At 49.3% G+C, this 18,913-nt stretch carries 14 protein-coding genes; 5 read left to right on the top strand and 9 right to left on the bottom strand.

The features are described 5' to 3' along the window. The first annotated feature begins 80 nt into the window (after positions 1 to 80). A complete protein-coding gene (locus B7990_RS04910; protein ID WP_254917326.1) occupies positions 81 to 1,961 on the top strand; it encodes a family 43 glycosylhydrolase in 1,881 nt (626 codons plus the stop codon). Between the two features lie 26 nt (positions 1,962 to 1,987). On the opposite strand, the gene B7990_RS04905 is transcribed toward B7990_RS04910, so the two are convergent. Continuing rightward, entirely contained in the window at positions 1,988 to 2,611 is a 624-nt protein-coding gene (locus tag B7990_RS04905) for a formate/nitrite transporter family protein (RefSeq protein WP_088639877.1), read from the bottom strand. 493 nt (positions 2,612 to 3,104) lie between these two features. On the opposite strand from B7990_RS04905, the gene gltB reads away from it, so the two are divergent. From gltB to B7990_RS04885, 3 genes are all read left to right on the top strand, one after another. After that, entirely contained in the window at positions 3,105 to 7,526 is a 4,422-nt protein-coding gene (gltB, locus tag B7990_RS04895) for a glutamate synthase large subunit (protein ID WP_088639875.1), read from the top strand. Between the two features lie 18 nt (positions 7,527 to 7,544). Beyond that, complete coding sequence (locus B7990_RS04890; RefSeq protein WP_088639874.1) at positions 7,545 to 8,909, top strand: glutamate synthase subunit beta; 1,365 nt, start codon at positions 7,545 to 7,547, stop codon at positions 8,907 to 8,909. A gap of 154 nt (positions 8,910 to 9,063) precedes the next feature. Next, entirely contained in the window at positions 9,064 to 9,477 is a 414-nt protein-coding gene (locus B7990_RS04885) for a hypothetical protein (protein ID WP_088639873.1), read from the top strand. Positions 9,478 to 9,483: 6 nt separating this feature from the next. Here the strand turns inward: B7990_RS04885 and B7990_RS04880 are convergent, their stop codons facing one another. The 3 genes from B7990_RS04880 to B7990_RS04870 are packed head-to-tail and all read right to left on the bottom strand — an operon-like array spanning position 9,484 to position 11,961. Continuing rightward, complete coding sequence (locus tag B7990_RS04880; RefSeq protein ID WP_088639872.1) at positions 9,484 to 10,290, bottom strand: hypothetical protein; 807 nt, start codon at positions 10,288 to 10,290, stop codon at positions 9,484 to 9,486. Position 10,291: 1 nt separating this feature from the next. After that, positions 10,292 to 11,161, bottom strand: a complete 870-nt coding sequence (locus B7990_RS04875) for a hypothetical protein (protein ID WP_088639871.1) — start codon at positions 11,159 to 11,161, stop codon at positions 10,292 to 10,294. Then, positions 11,161 to 11,961 (bottom strand): hypothetical protein, encoded by an 801-nt coding sequence (locus B7990_RS04870; RefSeq protein ID WP_141099213.1) that lies wholly within the window; start codon positions 11,959 to 11,961, stop codon positions 11,161 to 11,163. The genes B7990_RS04875 and B7990_RS04870 overlap by 1 nt, the downstream gene beginning before the upstream one ends. A 197-nt stretch (positions 11,962 to 12,158) precedes the next feature. On the opposite strand from B7990_RS04870, the gene B7990_RS04865 reads away from it, so the two are divergent. Beyond that, positions 12,159 to 13,742, top strand: a complete 1,584-nt coding sequence (locus B7990_RS04865) for a glycosyl hydrolase family 8 (protein ID WP_088639869.1) — start codon at positions 12,159 to 12,161, stop codon at positions 13,740 to 13,742. A 105-nt stretch (positions 13,743 to 13,847) separates the two neighbouring features. On the opposite strand, the gene B7990_RS04860 is transcribed toward B7990_RS04865, so the two are convergent. The 5 genes from B7990_RS04860 to ilvB form a co-directional block, all read right to left on the bottom strand. Continuing rightward, positions 13,848 to 14,942 carry a radical SAM protein gene (locus tag B7990_RS04860; RefSeq protein ID WP_088639868.1) on the bottom strand — a complete coding sequence of 365 codons (1,095 nt, stop codon included), beginning with the start codon at positions 14,940 to 14,942 and terminating at the stop codon, positions 13,848 to 13,850. Next, positions 14,939 to 15,544 (bottom strand): hypothetical protein, encoded by a 606-nt coding sequence (locus B7990_RS04855; protein WP_088639867.1) that lies wholly within the window; start codon positions 15,542 to 15,544, stop codon positions 14,939 to 14,941. The genes B7990_RS04860 and B7990_RS04855 overlap by 4 nt, the downstream gene beginning before the upstream one ends. Positions 15,545 to 15,569: 25 nt before the next feature. Continuing rightward, positions 15,570 to 16,139, bottom strand: coding sequence for a hypothetical protein (locus B7990_RS04850; protein WP_088639866.1), 570 nt, complete (start codon positions 16,137 to 16,139; stop codon positions 15,570 to 15,572). A gap of 208 nt (positions 16,140 to 16,347) precedes the next feature. Further along, positions 16,348 to 16,842 carry an acetolactate synthase small subunit gene (ilvN, locus tag B7990_RS04845; RefSeq protein WP_088629071.1) on the bottom strand — a complete coding sequence of 165 codons (495 nt, stop codon included), beginning with the start codon at positions 16,840 to 16,842 and terminating at the stop codon, positions 16,348 to 16,350. 15 nt (positions 16,843 to 16,857) lie between these two features. Beyond that, positions 16,858 to 18,576 carry a biosynthetic-type acetolactate synthase large subunit gene (gene ilvB / locus B7990_RS04840; RefSeq protein WP_014547308.1) on the bottom strand — a complete coding sequence of 573 codons (1,719 nt, stop codon included), beginning with the start codon at positions 18,574 to 18,576 and terminating at the stop codon, positions 16,858 to 16,860. Between the last annotated feature and the right edge of the window lie 337 nt (positions 18,577 to 18,913).

Raw genomic sequence — 18,913 nt, 5'->3', positions numbered from 1 at the left:
TTTCCAATAAATTTGTTTCAAAAGGGCTTTTGAATATTTAGATTATGTAGTGTATGCTGGTGTGTGGATGAAGGAGTCGTATGATTCGTTTTTCCAGAATTTGCACCTTTGCGTTCGTTTTTGCGGGCCTCTCGCTTGAGATTTCGTTTGCTGCCGATTGGTTTGCCAAGGAAACCCGCTGGGCAGGCCATGACCCGGACATTATCCGCTATGAAGATGGCTACGCGCTTGCGACGACGGATAACCACATGCTCATGCAGTTCTCCGAGGATGCTTTGAACTGGAAAAATGGCGACCCCGCCATGCCCGAGTTCTCGAAGTGGCTTTACAAATACGCTCCGAACATGATTGACATCTGGGCGCCGGATATTCATTACATCGGCGGTGAATACCGCATGTACTATTGCGGTTCCGAGATGGGCATCCGCTCGTCGGGCATGGGATTCATGTCAAGTAAGGAAATCGACCCGACAAAGCCTGGATACGGATGGACGGACCAGGGTGAGGTGATTCACACGGTTAAGAGCGATTCGTACAACGCCATTGACGCGGCGGTGCTCAAGGACCTCGATGGAAAAGTCTGGATGGCTTTTGGCTCCTGGGGTACGGGCATTCACATTCTCGAACTGGACGAAAAAACGGGCAAGGTGAAAGACGGCGCTAAAATGCAGAACATTGCCAACCGCGGTGGGGCAGGTGTCGAAGGCGCAAGCCTCATTGAACACAACGGCAAGTACTTCCTCTTTACCGCTTGGGACAATTGCTGCAAGAAGGGCGCGGATCTTGAAAACAATTCTTACAAGACGACCGTCGGGCGTTCCAACCGCATTAACGGCGGCTATGTAGACCGTTCGGGCAAGGCGCTCCTGGATGGCGGTGGCACGATTCTTCTGAGTCGCTATGGTCGCTATTACGGGCCTGCGGGCGGAGAAGCTTTCGAAGACGTGAACCGTCAGCGTTTTGTGAACCATTATTACGATAAAAATGACGGTGGCAATTCTTACATACAAGTGCGCGATATCGTGTGGACGGACGACAACTGGCCGGAACTTGGTCAGCCATTTATGGGGCGTTATCTGAGCGCCGAAGCGGAACACGGCATCCTCACGCATGTCGATATTTCTAGCAGTTCCAAGGCTTCGAACGGAGAATTTTGTGCTTACATCAATTATGACGATAGCAAGATTCGTTTGCCGATGATTATCCCGCAGGCGGGCGATTACCTTATCCGTTACCGTTACGACAACAACTGGACCGAAGATGGCGCAAACGGCAGTTCGCATTTCGTGGACATCAATGGCAAAACTCGTGAAGTTGAACTGCCGCTGACCGGCGCATGGAGCGATTTCCCGGAAAAATCCGTCGTGTACATCCCGACAAAGCTCAAACGCGGTTCGAACTTCATTGAAATCACGAAGGGCAAGCATTACGCAGAACTCGACCGTCTCGACTTTTTGCGCATCATCCGCGATACGATTCCGGCGAATGGCTTTGACAATGGCATTCGTGTACGCCTCACCGATAAGGATGAATTTGCGATTAAGGACGGCGGCTATGCCATTTTTGAAAACGTGATTACCGACTCTATCGTAGATGTTGGCGTGAGTGTCCAGGTGAAAAATAGCGCTGGCGGCACACTATCGCTTCGCACCGAAAGCAAAAAAGGTGATGTGATTTCCAAGTGCGAATTGCCTGCCGCTGGCGATTCCAAGTGGAATGACGTGAAATGTTCGAACTTGCCTAAACTCAAAGGCGTACAGGATTTTTACCTGACCGCTGAAGGTCTCGGTAGCGAAACGCTTGTCGGGAACATCAAATTTGGCAAGGCGGATACAAGCTCAGTTGCGATTCCTGGTTCCAATCGTGTGGCCCGCAAGATTGATGTCCCGGTTCACAATGGCTATTTCGATTTGAAAGGCCGCCGCTTTGACAAACAAATTCCTTATAGGGTGATGTTTTAGCCTATAATTTGATGCCGTGAGGTAATTTATGCTTTCGCGGACTTGGCGTTCAGCTTTTGCATGAGCGGGATGAGTCCGCCGCCAATGGAATTGCCTATTGTAATTGCGACAAGAGCCTTGAGCATGGTCATTGAAAAATCGCCTGCAAGCGAGAAGTAGAACATGTCTGCAATGCAGTGCTCGAAACCACTCAAGATAAAGACCATTACCGGGAGAAACACGATAAATACTTTACCGACCTGATTTTCAACGGTCTTGTAGCCGTCCGCGGCGATGAACATGAGCATCCCGCAGAAAATCCCGAGCACAAGCAAACTTGCAAAGCCATCACCGTCCTTGATGACGCAAAGAGCATTTGCTTTCGCTTGAAGTGCCGCACCATAGCGAGTCGCCGCCATCAACTTTGCGAAAACGAAAGTTCCGACAAAATTCCCGAGCCAGACTGTTCCCAAAAAGCCCCAGTAATTAATCTTGTTATTGACGAAATAGCCGACCTTGCCTGTAAAAAGGTTGAAGCCGAAATTCAAAATCGTAAAAAGTCCGAGGCCGAACAAGAACGACCCGAGGATCTTATTGTCGCAAGAAAGGTAAACCGTTCCGCCGAGTCCAATGCACAAACCGGAGTAAATAGACTTAATAAAATTAATCATGGCGCCAAATTTAAAATTTTTAATCAGCGTTCATTTTCCAATTTTTGTCTACAAATCTGTTATAAAACTTAAATTTTCGATACTTTATGATTCTGAAGGCGTTTTTTGCGAAAAAACAGTATTTATATACGATAATCTTTTAGCTAGAAATGTAAAAATAGACCTGAAAACACCAGCGATACTTAAAAAATGCATTTTTAGACAGAAAAGATGAAATTGGAAAATAAATAATTCGAAAAGATATTACGCAATTTTCAAAGAAGTCTAACAAGAGCGAATGGCTCAAATTTGGATTTACGTATTTTGTAAAAATTCGAAATTTAATTTCAGAAATTGTAAATCTAGGCGGCGGCGATCTTGCGTTATTTTCTACATAAAATTCCTTCTTTTACATTTTTAACCGCTTTTTCATGAATTGAAGCGGGGTTTACGCATTTTGTAGCGAGTTGGCACAGTTTTTGCATATAGGGCGCAAAAACTAAAAAGGATTTCTATGCAAGCACAAGCTCTTTACGATCCAGCCAACGAACATGACGCCTGCGGCGTCGGCTTGGTCGCCAATATAAATAATATCGCTTCTCACCAGATTGTTGTCCAGGGTATCACCGTATTAAAGCGCCTCCTCCATCGTGGTGCAACGGGTGGCGACCCGGAAACGGGTGATGGTGCCGGCCTTCTGCTTTCGATGCCGCACAAGTTCTTCCACAAGATCTACAATGATCTTCCGAACCGTTACGGCGTGGCGATGGTCTTTGTCGAAAATACGGTGGCTGCCGATTCTGCTGATGCTGAAATTGAAAAGCTTGCCGCAGCTGAAGGTGCTCCGGTCGTCAAGATTCGTGAAGTTCCGGTGGATCCGTCCGCCATCGGTCACACGGCTCGCGAAACGCTTCCGCACATCCGTCAGTACATTTTTGACGGCTCAAAGTTCGAATCGAACGAAGCATTCGAAATCAAGCTGTTTGTGCTCCGCCGCTTGATCGAAAAGTCTGTCAAAAACCTCTACATCTGCTCTTGCAGCTCCAAGACGATTGTCTATAAGGGCCTTTTGCTTGCAACGCAGATCGAAGGTTTCTACAAGGATTTGAAGGATAACGATTTCGAAAGTGCTATTGCGCTTGTCCACCAGCGTTATTCGACCAACACGTTCCCGACCTGGCCTTTGGCCCATCCGTTCCGCTACCTCGCTCACAACGGCGAAATCAATACGCTCCGCGGAAACTTGAACAGCCTCAAGGCTCGTGAACCGTACCTCAAGAGCGACCGCATTGGCGAAGATTTGCAGAAGTGCTTGCCGCTGATTGCCGCAGGCCAGAGCGACTCCGCTAGCCTCGACAACATGTTTGAACTTTTGGTGGCCGCAGGCCGTAGCCTCCCGCACGCGATGCTCATGATGATGCCGCAGGCTTGGGGTGCAAAGCATTACCTCGGCCGCGATGTGCGTGGTTTCTTCGAATACGAATCCATGTTGATGGAACCGTGGGATGGTCCGGCAGCCGTCGCATTCTCCGACGGCGTGAACGCAGGTGCCATTTTGGACCGCAACGGTCTCCGTCCGGCACGTTACACTTTATGTAAAGACGGTTTGTTTGTCATGGCATCCGAAACGGGTGTGCTCGACATCGACGACGACCAGGTTGAAGAAAAGGGTCGTTTAAAACCGGGTGAAATCATTTACCTCGATATTGAAAACCACCGCATCTTGAAGAATGCGGAAATGAAGGCTCTCGTCGCCCGCAGCAAGCCGTACCGCCGCTGGGTTGCCGAAAACAAGATGAGCGTTCGTGGCCTCTTCAGCGAAATCAATCCGTCTGATGTCCCGGCTGATTTGCTTATCCAGCAGAAGCGCTTTGGCTACTCTGCCGAAGACTTGAGCGTGATTTTGCAGCCGATGGCAAAGACTGGTGCAGAACCGCTCGGCTCCATGGGTAACGACGCCGCTCTCGCCGTGCTTTCTGACAAGCCGCAGCCGCTGTTCAACTACTTCAAGCAGCTGTTCGCACAGGTGACGAACCCGCCGATTGACCCGATTCGTGAAGAACTCGTGATGAGCCTTACGACCTACATCGGTAACCACGGCAACATTCTCGAAGAAACTCCGGAACAGGCTCACCTCATCAAGATTCCGCGTCCGGTTGTAACCGAAGACGAAATCCGCCGTTTTGAAAACATTGGTGACAAGAGCTTCAAGGCTAAAGTCCTTAAGATGCAGTTCCCGATTGGCGGCAATGGCGAAGTTCTCGAAGAAGCTTTGCAGAAGCTCGCTGGCGACGCTATCCGCGCTGTGCAGGACGGCTTCAACATCATCGTCCTTTCCGACAAGAATGTGGATTGGGGCTATGTCCCGATGCCGTCGCTTTTGGCAACCGCTTGCGTGAACCGTTCGCTCGTCGAAGCTGGTGTCCGTCCTGAAATCGGTTTGATTGTGCAGTCTGGTGAAGTTCGCGAAGTCATGCATTTTGCCCTTTTGCTCGGCTATGGTGCAACGGTCATCAACCCGTACCTCGCTCTCGAAAGCATTACGAACATGTGCCATACCGGCGAACTCGATGTGGACCCGGTCACGGCAGCGGCCAACTACATCAAGGCTGTGGACAAGGGCCTCTTGAAGATCATGTCCAAGATGGGTATCTCTACGCTCCGCAGCTACCGCAGCGCTCAAATTTTCGAAGCCGTCGGTCTCAACCGCGAATTTATCGACAAGTACCTCCCGGGTACTGCAAGCCGCATCGAAGGTATCGGTCTCAAGGAAATCGCTCAGGAAATCGACGCTCGTTGCCATATCGCTCTTGCCGATGCTAGCAGCGTCCTCAAGGAAGGCGGTCAGTACCGCTATCGCAGCGAAGGCGAACGCCACTTGTGGACTCCGCAGTCCATCGCTGCATTCCGCCAGGCCGTGCAGATGGGCGATTACGAAAAGTTCAAGGCTTACTCCAAGCTCATTGACGATCAGTCCGAACGCCTAGCAACGCTCCGCGGCCTTTTCAAGTTCAAGGAAACGACTCCGATTGACATTTCCGAAGTCGAATCTCGTGAAAGCATCGTCAAGCACTTTGTCGCTGGCGCTATGAGCCTTGGCTCCTTGAGCCCGGAAGCTCACGAAACAATCGCTATCGCCATGAACAGCGTGGGTGCCATGAGCAACTGCGGTGAAGGTGGTGAAGACCCGGATCGCAATACTCCGGGGCCGAACGGTGAAATCCGCAGCTCTGCTATTCGCCAGATCGCTTCTGGTCGTTTCGGTGTGACGATCGACTATCTCCGTCACGCTAAGGATTTGCAGATCAAGATGGCTCAGGGTGCAAAGCCGGGTGAAGGTGGTCAGCTCCCTGCTCGTAAGGTGAACGAATTTGTGGCTCGCGTGCGTCACTCCATCCCGAACGTGTCGCTCATTTCTCCGCCGCCGCACCACGATATTTACTCCATCGAAGACTTGGCTCAGCTCATTTACGACTTGCACAACTCCAACCCGAAGGCTCGTGTTTCTGTGAAGCTCGTGTCTGAAGTCGGTGTCGGTACGATTGCTGCCGGTGTTGCCAAGGCTCACGCAAACGTCGTTCTCATCTCTGGTCACGATGGCGGTACGGGCGCATCTCCGCTCACTTCCATTAAGCATGCGGGACTTCCGTGGGAACTTGGTATTGCTGAAGCTGAACAGACTCTCGTCTTGAACAACCTCCGTGGTCGCGTGAAGCTCCAGGTCGATGGTCAGCTCAAGACCGGTCGTGACGTCGTGATTGGCGCTCTCCTCGGTGCCGAAGAATTTGGCTTTGCCACGAACTTGCTCGTATCGCTCGGTTGCATTATGGACCGCCGCTGCCATACGAACCAGTGCCCGATGGGCCTTGCCACGCAGGATCCGGAACTCCGCAAGCACTTCAAGGGCAAGCCGGAATACGTCAAGAACTTCTTGTTCTTCATTGCCGACGAAGTCCGTGAAATCCTCGCAAGCCTCGGTCTCAAGAGCCTCCATGAAGCCTGCGGCCGTAGCGACTTGCTCGATGTAAACCACGCTATTGAATTCTACAAGGCAAAGCACCTCGACTTTAGCAAGGTCTTCCAGACTGTTGAAGGTTGCAAGTCCTTCGATGAAAATTATGAACCCGAAGAACTCGTCAACTTTGACCGCCGCGAAATTCTCCCGTTCGTGCAGGATTCCTTCAAGGAAGGCAAGTCGGTGGAACTTTGCGCCATGATCCACAACACGGACCGCACGGTCGGTACTGAAACCTCCGGCTACGTGGATGACTTCTACGGTGCAAAGGGTCTCCCGGAAGATACGATCAAGATTCATTTGCAGGGTGTTGCCGGCCAGAGCTTCGGTGCATTCCTCGCTCCGGGTGTTACGCTTGACCTTGAAGGTGAAGTCAACGACTTTATGGCTAAGGGACTCAGCGGTGGTAAGATTATCGTTCGCCCGCCGCACAACGCAACGTTCAAGGCCGAAGACAACGTCATCGCTGGTAACGTCATCGGTTACGGTGGTACAAGCGGTAAGGTGTTCATCAACGGTCTCGCTGGCGAACGCTTCGGTATCCGTAACTCCGGTATGCTTCTCGTTTCTGAAGGCGTGGGTGACCATGGTTGCGAATACATGACGGGTGGTCGCGTGGTCGTGCTCGGTCGCGTGGGCGTGAACTTCGCTGCCGGTATGACGGGTGGTCTCGCTTACGTCTACGACGAAACGGGTCACTTTGACTTGAGCTGCAACGTGGATTCTGTGGACCTCGAAAGTGTGCTTCCGGGAACGGAAAGCGAAAAGGAACTCCTCGACATCATCAAGCAGCACGTCGAAGCTACTGGTTCTGCAAAGGGCAAGCGCATTCTCGAAGACTGGAACGATGCCCGTCCGAAATTTGTAAAGGTATTCCCGGTTGAATACCGTCACGCTTTAGCTATGCACACTCAGAAGTAAACCGGTACGGAGGATATAATGGAAACAGTACAGAGAATACAAGATGTTTACCGTCCGGTTGATGAACGTGTCAAGGACGTAAAAGAAGTTGAACGCCCGCTGACTGCCGTTGAAATTGTGGCTCAGGCCGGCCGCTGCTCGAATTGCGGTGTGCCTTTCTGCCATGGCGCAGGTTGCCCGCTCGGAAACCTCGTTCCTGAATTTAACGAAGCGGTTGCCGCAGGCGACATTCACAAAGGTTACGATATCATTAGCAAGACGGCTTTCTTCCCGGAATTCACGGGACGCGTTTGTCCGGCTCTTTGCGAATCTTGCTGCACACGTAACTTGAATGACGATGCTGTGATGGTCCGTCAGGTCGAAAAGTTCATGATCGAAACAGCCTTCGAAGAAGGCTGGGTGAGCCTCCCGACGGCTGAACCGAACGGAAAGACCGCCGCCGTGATTGGCGCTGGCCCTGCGGGCTTGTTTGCCGCCGAAGCGCTCCGTCGAAAAGGCTTTGCCGTGACCGTTTATGAAAAGCACGAAAAGCCGGGTGGACTTCTGCGTTACGGCATTCCGAACTGGAAGCTTGAAAAGCAGGTGATTGATCGCCGCGTAGCTCTTCTCGAAGCTGCTGGCATCAAGTTTGTTTGCAATACTGAAATCGGCAAGGATATTTCTGCTGAATACATCCACCGCAATTTCGATTACACATTCCTCGCCATTGGTACGCCGAACGCCCGCGACTTGAAAATCCCGGGCCGCGAAGCCGAAGGCATTTACCTCGCTCTCGATTACTTGCACGGTGCCGAAATGCCTGATTGCAATGATCCGGAAAAGTACAATGCCAAGGGCAAAAAAGTCTTGATCATTGGCGGTGGCGATACGGGTAACGACTGCGTGGGTAAAGCAATCCGTGAAGGATGCAAGAGCGTTCTCCAGGTGGAATTCATGCCGAAGCCGCCTGAGACTCGTTCACCCTCTACGCCGTGGCCGGATTGGCCGTACTTGCTGCGCACAAGCTACGCACACCACGAAGGCGGCGAACGTCGCTGGAATGTTTCGTCCAAGCAGTTTATTGTCAAGGACGGTCACGTGGCTGGTGTCGAAGCTGTCCGTGTCGAATGGGATATGTCTCCGCTCGGCAAGCCGCTCAAGCCGAATGAAGTTCCGAATTCCACGGAAATCATCGAAGCTGATTTGGTCGTGCTCGCCATGGGCTTCACAGGCGTTCCGGCTGAAGGCCTCGTGAACGACTTGGGATTGAAACTCACGCCGCGTACGGCAATCATCCCAGACCCTGCACGTAACATTTACGCAGTCGGTGACTGTGCTAACGGTGCTTCGCTTGTGGTTCGCGCCATGGCTAGCGCTAAGCAAGTTGTTGGACGATTGAAATAATATTTACCCCGGCCAAAATTCGCTTTTGCGTGTCTTTGGCCGGGGTTTCTTGTCTTTTGCTCTCTTCAAAAGAAAAATAAATTATATTCTTAAGAGGAGGGGGAGGACTACATCCCTTGAAATGTTTCTAAATTAAAATCCAAACGGAGGTTGTATGGATTGCAGAATCTTAGTTCGTTTCATAGGTGTTCAAGAGGATCTGGATGCTTTGTGGAATCAGTTTATGGAGCATTTTCCAGAGGCTGAATTGCCTAGTATCGATTCTGGCGAGTGGTATTCTGTTGAAGAATACATGACTGATGAATATGAATGCCGTTTCGAGGAACTACCGCAATCTGAACTGTACGCGATTGATGGCACATTCATCGTTGAAAACGAACCTCCCGAGGATATCTTGACTGAAATCCTGGAACGCTTTGAACGCGTTTATGCGGTATTCAAGTGGTCTACGATGGATGTGGGTGTTGGTTGCGGCACGAGCGAGGGCTGGGGCGAGTTCAATGCCGACCGTGCTGATGACGGCTCTGACGAAGCGAATGAAATCTCCGAAGCCGTTCTGGGATTCTAAAAACGCTTAGAACATCCAGCCGATAGCAAGACTGCTTTCGGCGATGGTCTTGTCCAAAAGTCTTGTGCCATATCTGTTTTTGTAAATTTGTGTGTTCTCTTGGAATTTGGGCTTTTGCATAAAAGTCCCGATGTTCATTTCTACGCTGAAAATGAAATGTTCGTAGCAGTAATTGAAGCCAAAACCAAGAGTGTAATAAAGCGCATACTCTTTTTCATTTAGGTCGAGTTGCGGTTTGTAAGAACTGGAGTCTCGATGCAGATCGACATTATATAAGATCGGGGCAATTTGTGCCTGGATAAAACCTTCTACTTGACGATTGTTTTTGTGGTGGTTTTCGCTTGTGGTGCCTACGTAGCTATAACTGCCGATGTTTCGGCGACCCCAATGCCATCTCAGGGCTATCGGCATGGCGAATGTTTGGATAGTCCCTTCGGCGTCTGTGTTCTCGCGAATGTCCTTGCTGTTGAATCCGTCATAACCGAATCGCAAAGCAAAACTCCAGAAGTCGGCGAATAAATGTTCATAGCTTAAAGAAAAACTTAAACTTTGTGCGACCAAAAGAAGCGTCACTCTGTTTGAATTGTTGGGTGGGGCGCTTAATCCGAATGTGTCTGCAACTTCCTCTTGTTGCGGGAGAGCTTCTTGTTGTGGCGTGGATGCTGCGCTAAGTTCCGTGCGTTGTGAAGTTGCCTTGGCCGTGTCAATAACGTATGTTACCTTGTGCGAGTCCGTGTAGACCGTATCTATGATTCGGTCTTGGGAAAATGCGCAGGCGATGATGACGAGAATAAAAATGATTGTGTTACGCATGTTAGAATCCAATCTTGAAGTCGGTTCCTATGAAAAAGCCCTTGGCGCACCATCCATTGAGATAGCGGTATTTGGTTTTCCCCGTGTTTAGATCTTTGGTGAGGTATTTGCGTGACTTGTCACTCCAATATTGGTAGCCTGATGTAAAACCAAATTCCCAGAGAATGTTGTTTAAATTCCATACAGTGCCAAAGGAGGCGCTAGCGGCAAAACCAGCATCGAAGCTTCCGCTTTTAAAATCGTCTTTTTTGTAAGCCTTATCGTAGGCGAGTTTGAATGATGGGCTTGCCATGGCTTGAAGGTAAAGTGAAAGACTGTTTAACGGGGTGTTTCTGAATTTTATGGGAAGTTTTTTGGGGTTGACTTTGCTTGTTATAAATGTAAGCATGTATTGGCGGTACCCGACTCCTGGACTGATGATGCTTCTAAATCCTTCCCAGGTTGGATCTTCGTGATGTAATGAGTATTCGTAAAATTCGAATATTCCTGATAAATTAAATACAAGCGAGCCTCTGAACGAGTTCTCTATTTCATAATCAAGATCAAACATGGGCACACCGAACCATAATGAAATTAAAGTGAATGCCGTTACGCCACCGATGTAAAATTTGTTTGTCGGCGGAATGGTGTCCGTGCTGTAATCCGTGATGAATTCGTTCTTTGCTGGCTTGGCCGTATTTTCGTACGTTACCGGTGCTGATTGCGCCTGAACGCTTGATTCCTGGATGTAGACCGTGTCCGGCGGAGATACTACATAGAGCGTATCCGTAATTCTTTTTTGGACATAGACCGTGTCGGTCACTCCCAATGCGGGACTAATTGCAATTGCAAAAAATACTGCAAAAATCAAACCAATACGATTGAACTTCATTAGAAAATCCCCACGCCAAAGTTTAATCTAAAGTCAAGTTGGACGCCGCCTGTGATATACGTCATTTGTTTTTTTAACAACTCTTTGTCTGAAAAATTATAGGCGAGTCCATATTCGATGCCGAATACGTTTATGTTTCCTCTAAAGATGTGACCGTGGTGGAGGTAGGGCGCGAATGAATAAGCTGTTTCGTGCCTGCTGTGCGGCCTTTCGTTGATTAAATTCTTTCCATCCCATGTGTTGTCGTAGTCGTGCTTGCGGATGAGAATGTTTCCGCCGACGTCAATGTAGCTGCTGTATTTTGAAGACCTGAAGTAATGTCGATAGCCAAAGCCAATGTCGTACTGTGCTATGTATCCTTCGTATATGTCGTTGAACATGTCTCCAGAAATGGTAGGCATTTTCTTGCTGTATCGGAAATTTACCATAAGCGAATTTTTACGGCTTGGTGAAATTTCTAGGTTCCCGCCAACAGAAGTCAGTGTAGAATCTCCCACGAGCAGGAATAACGAAATGATGTCGAAATGAAGATAAACGGAATGGTGGGCATAGTTTGTGTCGTTGCGAAGATATTTTGTTGTATCTTGACCGAGCGGGTTCTCTTCTGTCGGTGCGCAACATTTCTTTTGCGTGACGCCTTGGGGAATATCATTTTTTATGAAAATGGTATCCGTTTTTTGTTTTATCGGAATGTAAACGGTATCGCGGACAATTTGTTCCACAAAAACGGTATCGTGCATTTTTGGATTTGCAGAGAATGCCGTGACGCAAAGTAATAGGATTGATAATAATGTTTTCATCTAACGTAAATATAACAAAGCGTACATTTGGATGATGCTTATTTGAAAAATTTATGATAAAGGGTTTATTTGGCGTTTTTTTGTGTGATAAAAGCTAAATGAATGGTAAAGGGGAATGTTGATTCGCTTTTTTTACTTGCATTTTTTTTACCGAATTTCTAAATATATAATGGATTTGATTGGTGTGTGGAGGTTTTATGTTTATTTCTCGTATTGTGCCGTTCTGTATGGCGGCAGCATTCACCACTTCATTTGCAGTCCTTGATTTGCCTAATGCGCAGCCAAAGGTCGATGAAGCCTATTGGAACAAGGCTCTCGATAGTACCTGGCAAGGGCTGATCCGTCGAAATATCCAGCCGTATAGTGCAGGTGCCGGGCTTATTCACCGTCCAAAAAGCGAAACTCCGGGCGATGCCGTGAGCGAAGGTGTCGGTTATGGCATGCTTGTCTCGCTTTATGCCAATGATCAGGCTTCGTTTAATAAAATCTGGGAAGAAGCGAATTCTTCGATGTGGGGCGGCTGCTATTACAACTGGCAAATGAATCCTGAAGGAAAAATTTCGGGTACGGGGGCTGCCTCCGATGCCGAAGAAGATGTCGCTCTGACCTTGATTTTTGCCGATAAGCTTGTTTCTGCGGGCAAGTGGCAACCTTACACTTCGGCAAAGCTTGGCTCCGACTATAAGACGCATGCACAGAAAATTCTTGATTGCATGTGGAGTTCCAAGCAGGTTACAAGTGATGGAATTTTGGCTCCGGGCGCTGGCTGGGGTGGCTATAGTTTTGTGAATCCGGGCTATTTCTCTCCGGCTTGGTACAAAATTTTTGCCAAGTTTGATTCGAATGGAGACCGTTGGAATACAGTCGTAGATAAGTCCTATGAAATTATTTCTAAAAGTCCGGGCTATAGCATGGGCATGGTGCCGGATTGGATGACTCCAGAAGGTGGCTGGGTTGGTTCTGCGGGGCTTGGCTACAATGCCTATTTTGAAAGCCGCGCCTTTTTCAAGGATGCCATTCGCATTTTGTGGCGTGTCGCTATTGACGCTATCTGGTTTGACGAAGAACGCGCAAAGGCGTTCCTCAAGAATGCCTTGACGTTTATCAATTCGAAGGGTGGCGCTAAGGCGGCAAACTTCTACCAGATTGAAAATGCCGGCGAACTGTTGCCTGCTGATGACAAGTGGTTTGATTTCAATAATTCCAAGGATAAGACGACTTGGCGTTACCGCAGTGAACATAGCCATTTGACGATTGGCATGTGGGCGACAGCAGCAATGGCTGTGGGCGAGAAAGAAGACCGCATTGCATTCAGTGAAGAAATGGGCAAGTTCTATGAAGGAGGCGATTTCTTCGGAAAATCTAGGGATGAATCTGGAGCGCTCGAAGATACGCTTCACAATGAAATGTATTTTGACCAGTTCCTTGCCTGGTTTGGAACGTCAATGATGAGCGGTGCTTTTGTGAATGTCGTCGATGCAATTGATAATCCGAAGGCGGCTACTGTTGGGGATTCTTCTTCGCTTTCTAGAACTTCGATTGAAGCTGTCAAGCGCCGTCTTGCAAATTCGGCGGGCATTAAGGTTGCTCATCTGGACGGCGCTGTGCTGATGTCTGTTCCAGTGGATGCTTGTTGGGAAATCTTTGACTTGAACGGTCATGTCGTAGCGAATGCTTCGGGCAAGGATTTCTTCTGGAAAACACGCGGCCAAAGTGGAATTTACATTGTCAAGGCCAGGAGCCGTTCGCAGGTCTATTCCCGTAAAATTTCAGTTCGCTAAAATAATTAGGGACCCAGGATGATATCCTTCTTTGTCATCACCCTGAGTCCCGTTCCCCCTTTTGGCGCTGTCATCCCGATTTAAGTCCGGGATGGGCGTTTGCTTTTAGTTTTGTGCCATCTTCTCTAGCAGCGTATCGCAAATATCTGCGAGCATTCTTTCGTGTGTGCACACTTCGGGCGATACGCCTTCAATTGTTCCTGTCGTGTAGAAGCTGGTGCATGCGCATTCGTGGGCGCAACAGCGGTAGCGGATGTCGCACCCTTCGCATTCTTTCTTGTCGCTGTCTAGGAACTGACGAATCTCTTCACATGCTTTTTCGTCAAAGCCTGTGAATACATTCCCCTGCACGTAATGGGTGTTTGGGTTTGATGTTATAAATCGCGTGCAGGGGAACATATTTCCGTTTGTCGCGACGCCGATTGCGCCATTATACACATGGCAAGAATACAATCTGTATCGCGAATTTATGAGCGTTATCTTTATTTTGTCGTGGATTGTACCAAGGAAGAACTTGTCGCCTTTCTCGCGGCATGCTCTCCAGTACTCAGCCATTTTCTGGTATTGCAAGGCGAGCTTGTCGAAATCTTCGCTTGTCCATTTGCCGTCAAAATCGACGCTCGTCGTGAGGCTCTGGAAACCTTGTTCGTGAAGCCATTTGACACTTTCGAAAATTGTGCTGACGTGAGCGCGTGTAACAGTGCTCAATGCGACTGCGCCGAGTTTTGCAAATCGGGGAATGTGCTTTTCGATTGCCTTGAAACTTCCGGTTCCGCTTACAGTGCGTCGGGCGATGTCGTGATGTTTTTCTGGCCCGTCGAGGGAAAGATAAATGCGGAAATGTTCCTTTTCGCAAAAATCAAAGAATTCATCGTCAAAAAGCGTACCGTTCGTGTTGACCGCAAATTGCAACCTGAAGTTCTTGGAAATTTTGCCACTATCCATCGCATCATCGACAACCGCCTTTGCGAATTCGACACCTTTATAAATAGCATCTCTTCGCAAAAGCGGCTCCCCCCCAAAGAACGTGATGTTCAAGTACGACTGCTTAAAGAATATCGTGCGGTCGAGGGCAATTTTGATGGCCTGCTCGAGGGTTGCATCGTCCATGACCGTTTTGCGGTCCGCTTGCGATTCCTTGTAATAGCAGTAGGTACAACGTAAATTACACTGTTCTGTAAGGCAAAGGACTAAATTCATGCTTGGATGTCATCTTGTTCGAATGTCGTCACCATGCTTTCGATAAGGCAGCGTGGATCGTTTGGATCTTCGCAGAGGTGGATGCGGGGGCTGAGCGTGTCTATGACAGGTATAATCCGTGGATCTGGGATATCGGCTTCGCTGCTACTAGACTTTTCCTCGGACGAGCTTGATGGCGTTTCGCTTGAAGAAGAATCTTCGTACGGCGGGAGGATGCCCGCTTGTAGGGGCGGCTCGTAAGACGAACTGCTAGGTTGTTTGACGGACGATGACGAATAAGTGTGAGGGATGCCTGCCGAGATTATTGAAGAACTGCTTTTGGGCTGTTTGGCAGACGAAAGTGCTTCAATGGCTTCGCTGCTGAGGTGCTCGCCGCTTGAAGAAATGTCGGTGTAGCTAGAGCTGCTGAACTCGCTTCCGCATTCGACTTCACCGCATGTCGGTTCGGGTTCTTGCTTTTTGTCGCCGCCGATGGCGGATATGCTGTCATCGCAGGCTGTTGTCCCGATGGATGCTGCGATTCCGAGTGCGGCTGCGACCGCGCTTTTAGCAAAATTGCTCAATTTTGAGCTTTTAACGACTTTTTTCTTCTCGATCTTCATAATTATCCCAGACTACAAAATTCAATTAGGACAAGTCAAGCATTTCGTATGTGGAAACCATGCTTGCCATCATGCCGCGATCATCGTCATGGCACATAATGACGTGGATTCCTGTGGAGTCTACCGTTTCGCATGTTTTTTCTCTTGGCCATGGAGGGACGACTGAGTCACTTGATGAGCTGAGTGGCTTTTCCACAAAAGAACTGCTGGAATTTTCGGAAGAACTGCTGAGGACTTCTTCTGCTGAGCTGGTGGGGGCTTCTGAAGAAGAGCTGGCGAGGTTCTCGGACGAGCTGTTCGGCGTATCCATGGCCGAAGAAGAAAGCGCTTCGACCGCTTCGCTACTGAGGTGTTCGTGGCTCAGCGGAATATCGGCTACAGAGGAGCTGGATGCAATTTCTGGGCCTTCGGAATCGTCGCTGCTGTTCGGGTTGTTGTTGTCCGGCTCAATAGGGCCGACAACTTGACCGCTTTCGGCTTCGCCTAGGCAGCCGCTCATCAAGACGGCGGACATGCCGAGCATTGATGCGATTCCAGCTTTAGTGGTGCTGGACAAACGTGAACTATTGATGATTTTCTTCTTCTCGATTTTCATAGAAATCTCCTTCAACCTTAACACTCTACCTTAATATAGTTTGTTTTGGAGTATATAGACCACTTTTAGCTTGTTTTAATCTTGGGGCTTGTATGATTTTGTTGCATGCGTTGCATATAGGCCACCGTAGTTCCATAAACAACAAATGCCGACCCGAAGGCCGGCATTACAGCTATTATTCTAAAGACTAGTGACTAATGACTAGTGACTACGTCTTGTCTTCGCCGCGGAGCATGATGACCTTGCCCGTGCGGATGTATTCTACGATTTCGAACTTCTGCAACAAGCTCTTGAGGGTATCGACCTTCGTGCTGTTGCCCGTAATCTGGATAATCATGGAAGTCATCGTCATATCCACCGTGTTGGCGTGGAAATGGTCGCAAAGCTGCAAGATTTCGGTGCGCTGTTCTGCAGTGCAACGAACCTTGATGAGTGCGAGTTCCTTTTCCACGGCGTCCGTACCGGTATGGTCCTTGGCCTGAACCACGTCCACGAGCTTTTCGAGCTGCTTGATGATCTGCATCAAGATTTCGGGATTGCCGTGAGCGATGATGTTCATGCGGCTGAAGTTCGGGTCGAGCGTGGGGGAGACGACGAGAGAATCGATGTTGTAGCCACGGCGGGAGAACACGAGTGCAATACGCACGAGCACGCCCGGGCGGTTTGCCACTAACAAGCTAATAGAATGTGCAATATCTTTCATTTTCAAATTCTCCTATTACGTCGATCCGGTGGGTTTTTCGAGCTGCGTCTTCGGCTGTTCGGTGATCATGCTAGTGATCGGAGCGCCTGCCGGAATCATCGGGAACACGTTGTCTTCCTTTTCGCATTCGCAGTGGATGAGAATCGGGCCGTCGTTGTAGTCCAAAGCCTTCTGGATCACGCGTTCGGCGTCTGCCGGGCGCTTGATACGGAGACCCGGGATGCCATAAGCTTCGGCGAGCTTCACGAAGTCCGGGTTGCCTCTCATGTCCACGCTGGAATAGCGGTGGTCATAGAAGAGTTCCTGCCACTGGCGCACCATGCCGAGGTACTTGTTGTCCATCACGAAAATCTTGATGGGGAGCTTGTGGATGGCGGCCGTTGCAAGTTCTGCTTCGGTCATCTGGAAACCACCGTCACCGCTGAAGCTGCAAACCGGCCAACCGGTTTCGTTGCCGAATGCGGCACCGATAGCAGCCGGGAAGCCAAAGCCCATCGTGCCTGCGCCACCGCTGGAGTGGAGCTGACGCGGATAGTTGATGTGGAAGAACTGTGCAACCCACATCTGGTGCTGGCCCACGTCCGTCGTGACGATTGCCTTGCCCTGCGTAAGTTCGCTCACGGTAGCAACGATGTGCTGCATACGGAGGCCGCCCTGCTTGGCGTAAGTAAGCGGGTAGCGCTTCTTCCAAGTCTGGCAAGTCTTGATCCAGTCGGCGGTATCGAGCTTGTTCACCATCGGGAGGAGCTGTTCCAAGACGAGCTTGGCGTCACCGCACATGAACACATCCGGCTGCAAAACCTTGCCTTCTTCGGCAGGGTCGATGTCGATGTGCATCTTCACGGCGTTCTTGCAGAATTCGCTGAGCTTACCGGTAATGCGGTCGTCCCAACGGCTACCGATAGAGAGAATGAGGTCGCATTCGAGAACAGCCTTGTTGGCGTAAATCGTGCCGTGCATGCCGAGCATGCCGAGCGAAAGTTCGTGATCGGTCGGGAATGCGCCGAGGCCAAGCATCGTGCAGCAAACCGGAGCGCCGAGCTTTTCGGCGAGTTCCTTCACCTGGCGGTGTGCGCCAGAAATCATGGCACCGTGGCCCACGAGTAAAAGCGGCTTCTTGGAATTCTTGAGGTATTCTGCGGCCTTTTCAACGCTTTCGGTAGAAGCGTAGGTCGGGATCTTGTAACCCGGAAGGTCCATCTGGTCCGTGAACGGAGCGGTGCAGGGGCCTGCAGTCACGTCCTTCGGAAGGTCGATAAGCACCGGACCCGGACGGCCAGAACGTGCGATGTGGAACGCTTCCTTCATCACGCGCGGGAGGTCGTTCGTGTCCTTCACCAAGTAAGAATGCTTCACGGTTGCAAAAGTCATACCGCTTGTATCGCATTCCTGGAAGGCGTCCTTGCCCAAGTTCGGAGTCGTCGTCTGTGCTGTGAGCACGACAATCGGGCTAGAATCCATGAGAGCTGTATAAATACCTGTAAACGTGTTCGTTGCACCCGGACCGCTAGTGACAAGAGCTACACCGACCTTACCGGTCTGGCGGGCATAACCGTCAGCCATGTGGGTTGCGCCCTGTTCATGACGGCTGAGCACAACTTTGATGCTGGAGTCGAGGATGGCATCGAACATCGGAATGGCCGATCCACCGGGATAGCCGAAAATTGTATCAACGCCTTCACGCTTGAGGCATTCGATAATCACTTCGGCACCACTTAAGGTCTTATTTGCCATAATTTATCCTGTCTTTTAAAGAATAGATGAAAATTTAGATGGGCTGAAATATAGGAGTAATTTTTGAGGGTGGCAAGAGGTAAAAGCCGACTTTTGTGAAAATTTTTGAAATTTTTGGTGAAAATTTTAATTTTTAAAGTCTAAAAAATGTAAAAATTAACGATTTTTGTTAAAAGTTTGAATTTGGTAAATTGATGTAAAGTAAAAATTGAAGATTTTTGAGCTAAAATTTGCTGTTTGGTTCATTTTATGTTCAAAATAATGTGAAAATTTTGGCGAGTATGCGAAAAATATCTCCGTAATCCTATTTGCCTTTCACTAATAACTAATGACAATT

It is taken from the genome of Fibrobacter sp. UWB4 (assembly GCF_002210345.1).
Classification (GTDB): domain Bacteria; phylum Fibrobacterota; class Fibrobacteria; order Fibrobacterales; family Fibrobacteraceae; genus Fibrobacter.
The sequence above is the reverse complement of the archived record's forward strand: the minus strand, read 5'-3'. Positions and strand labels throughout refer to the sequence as shown.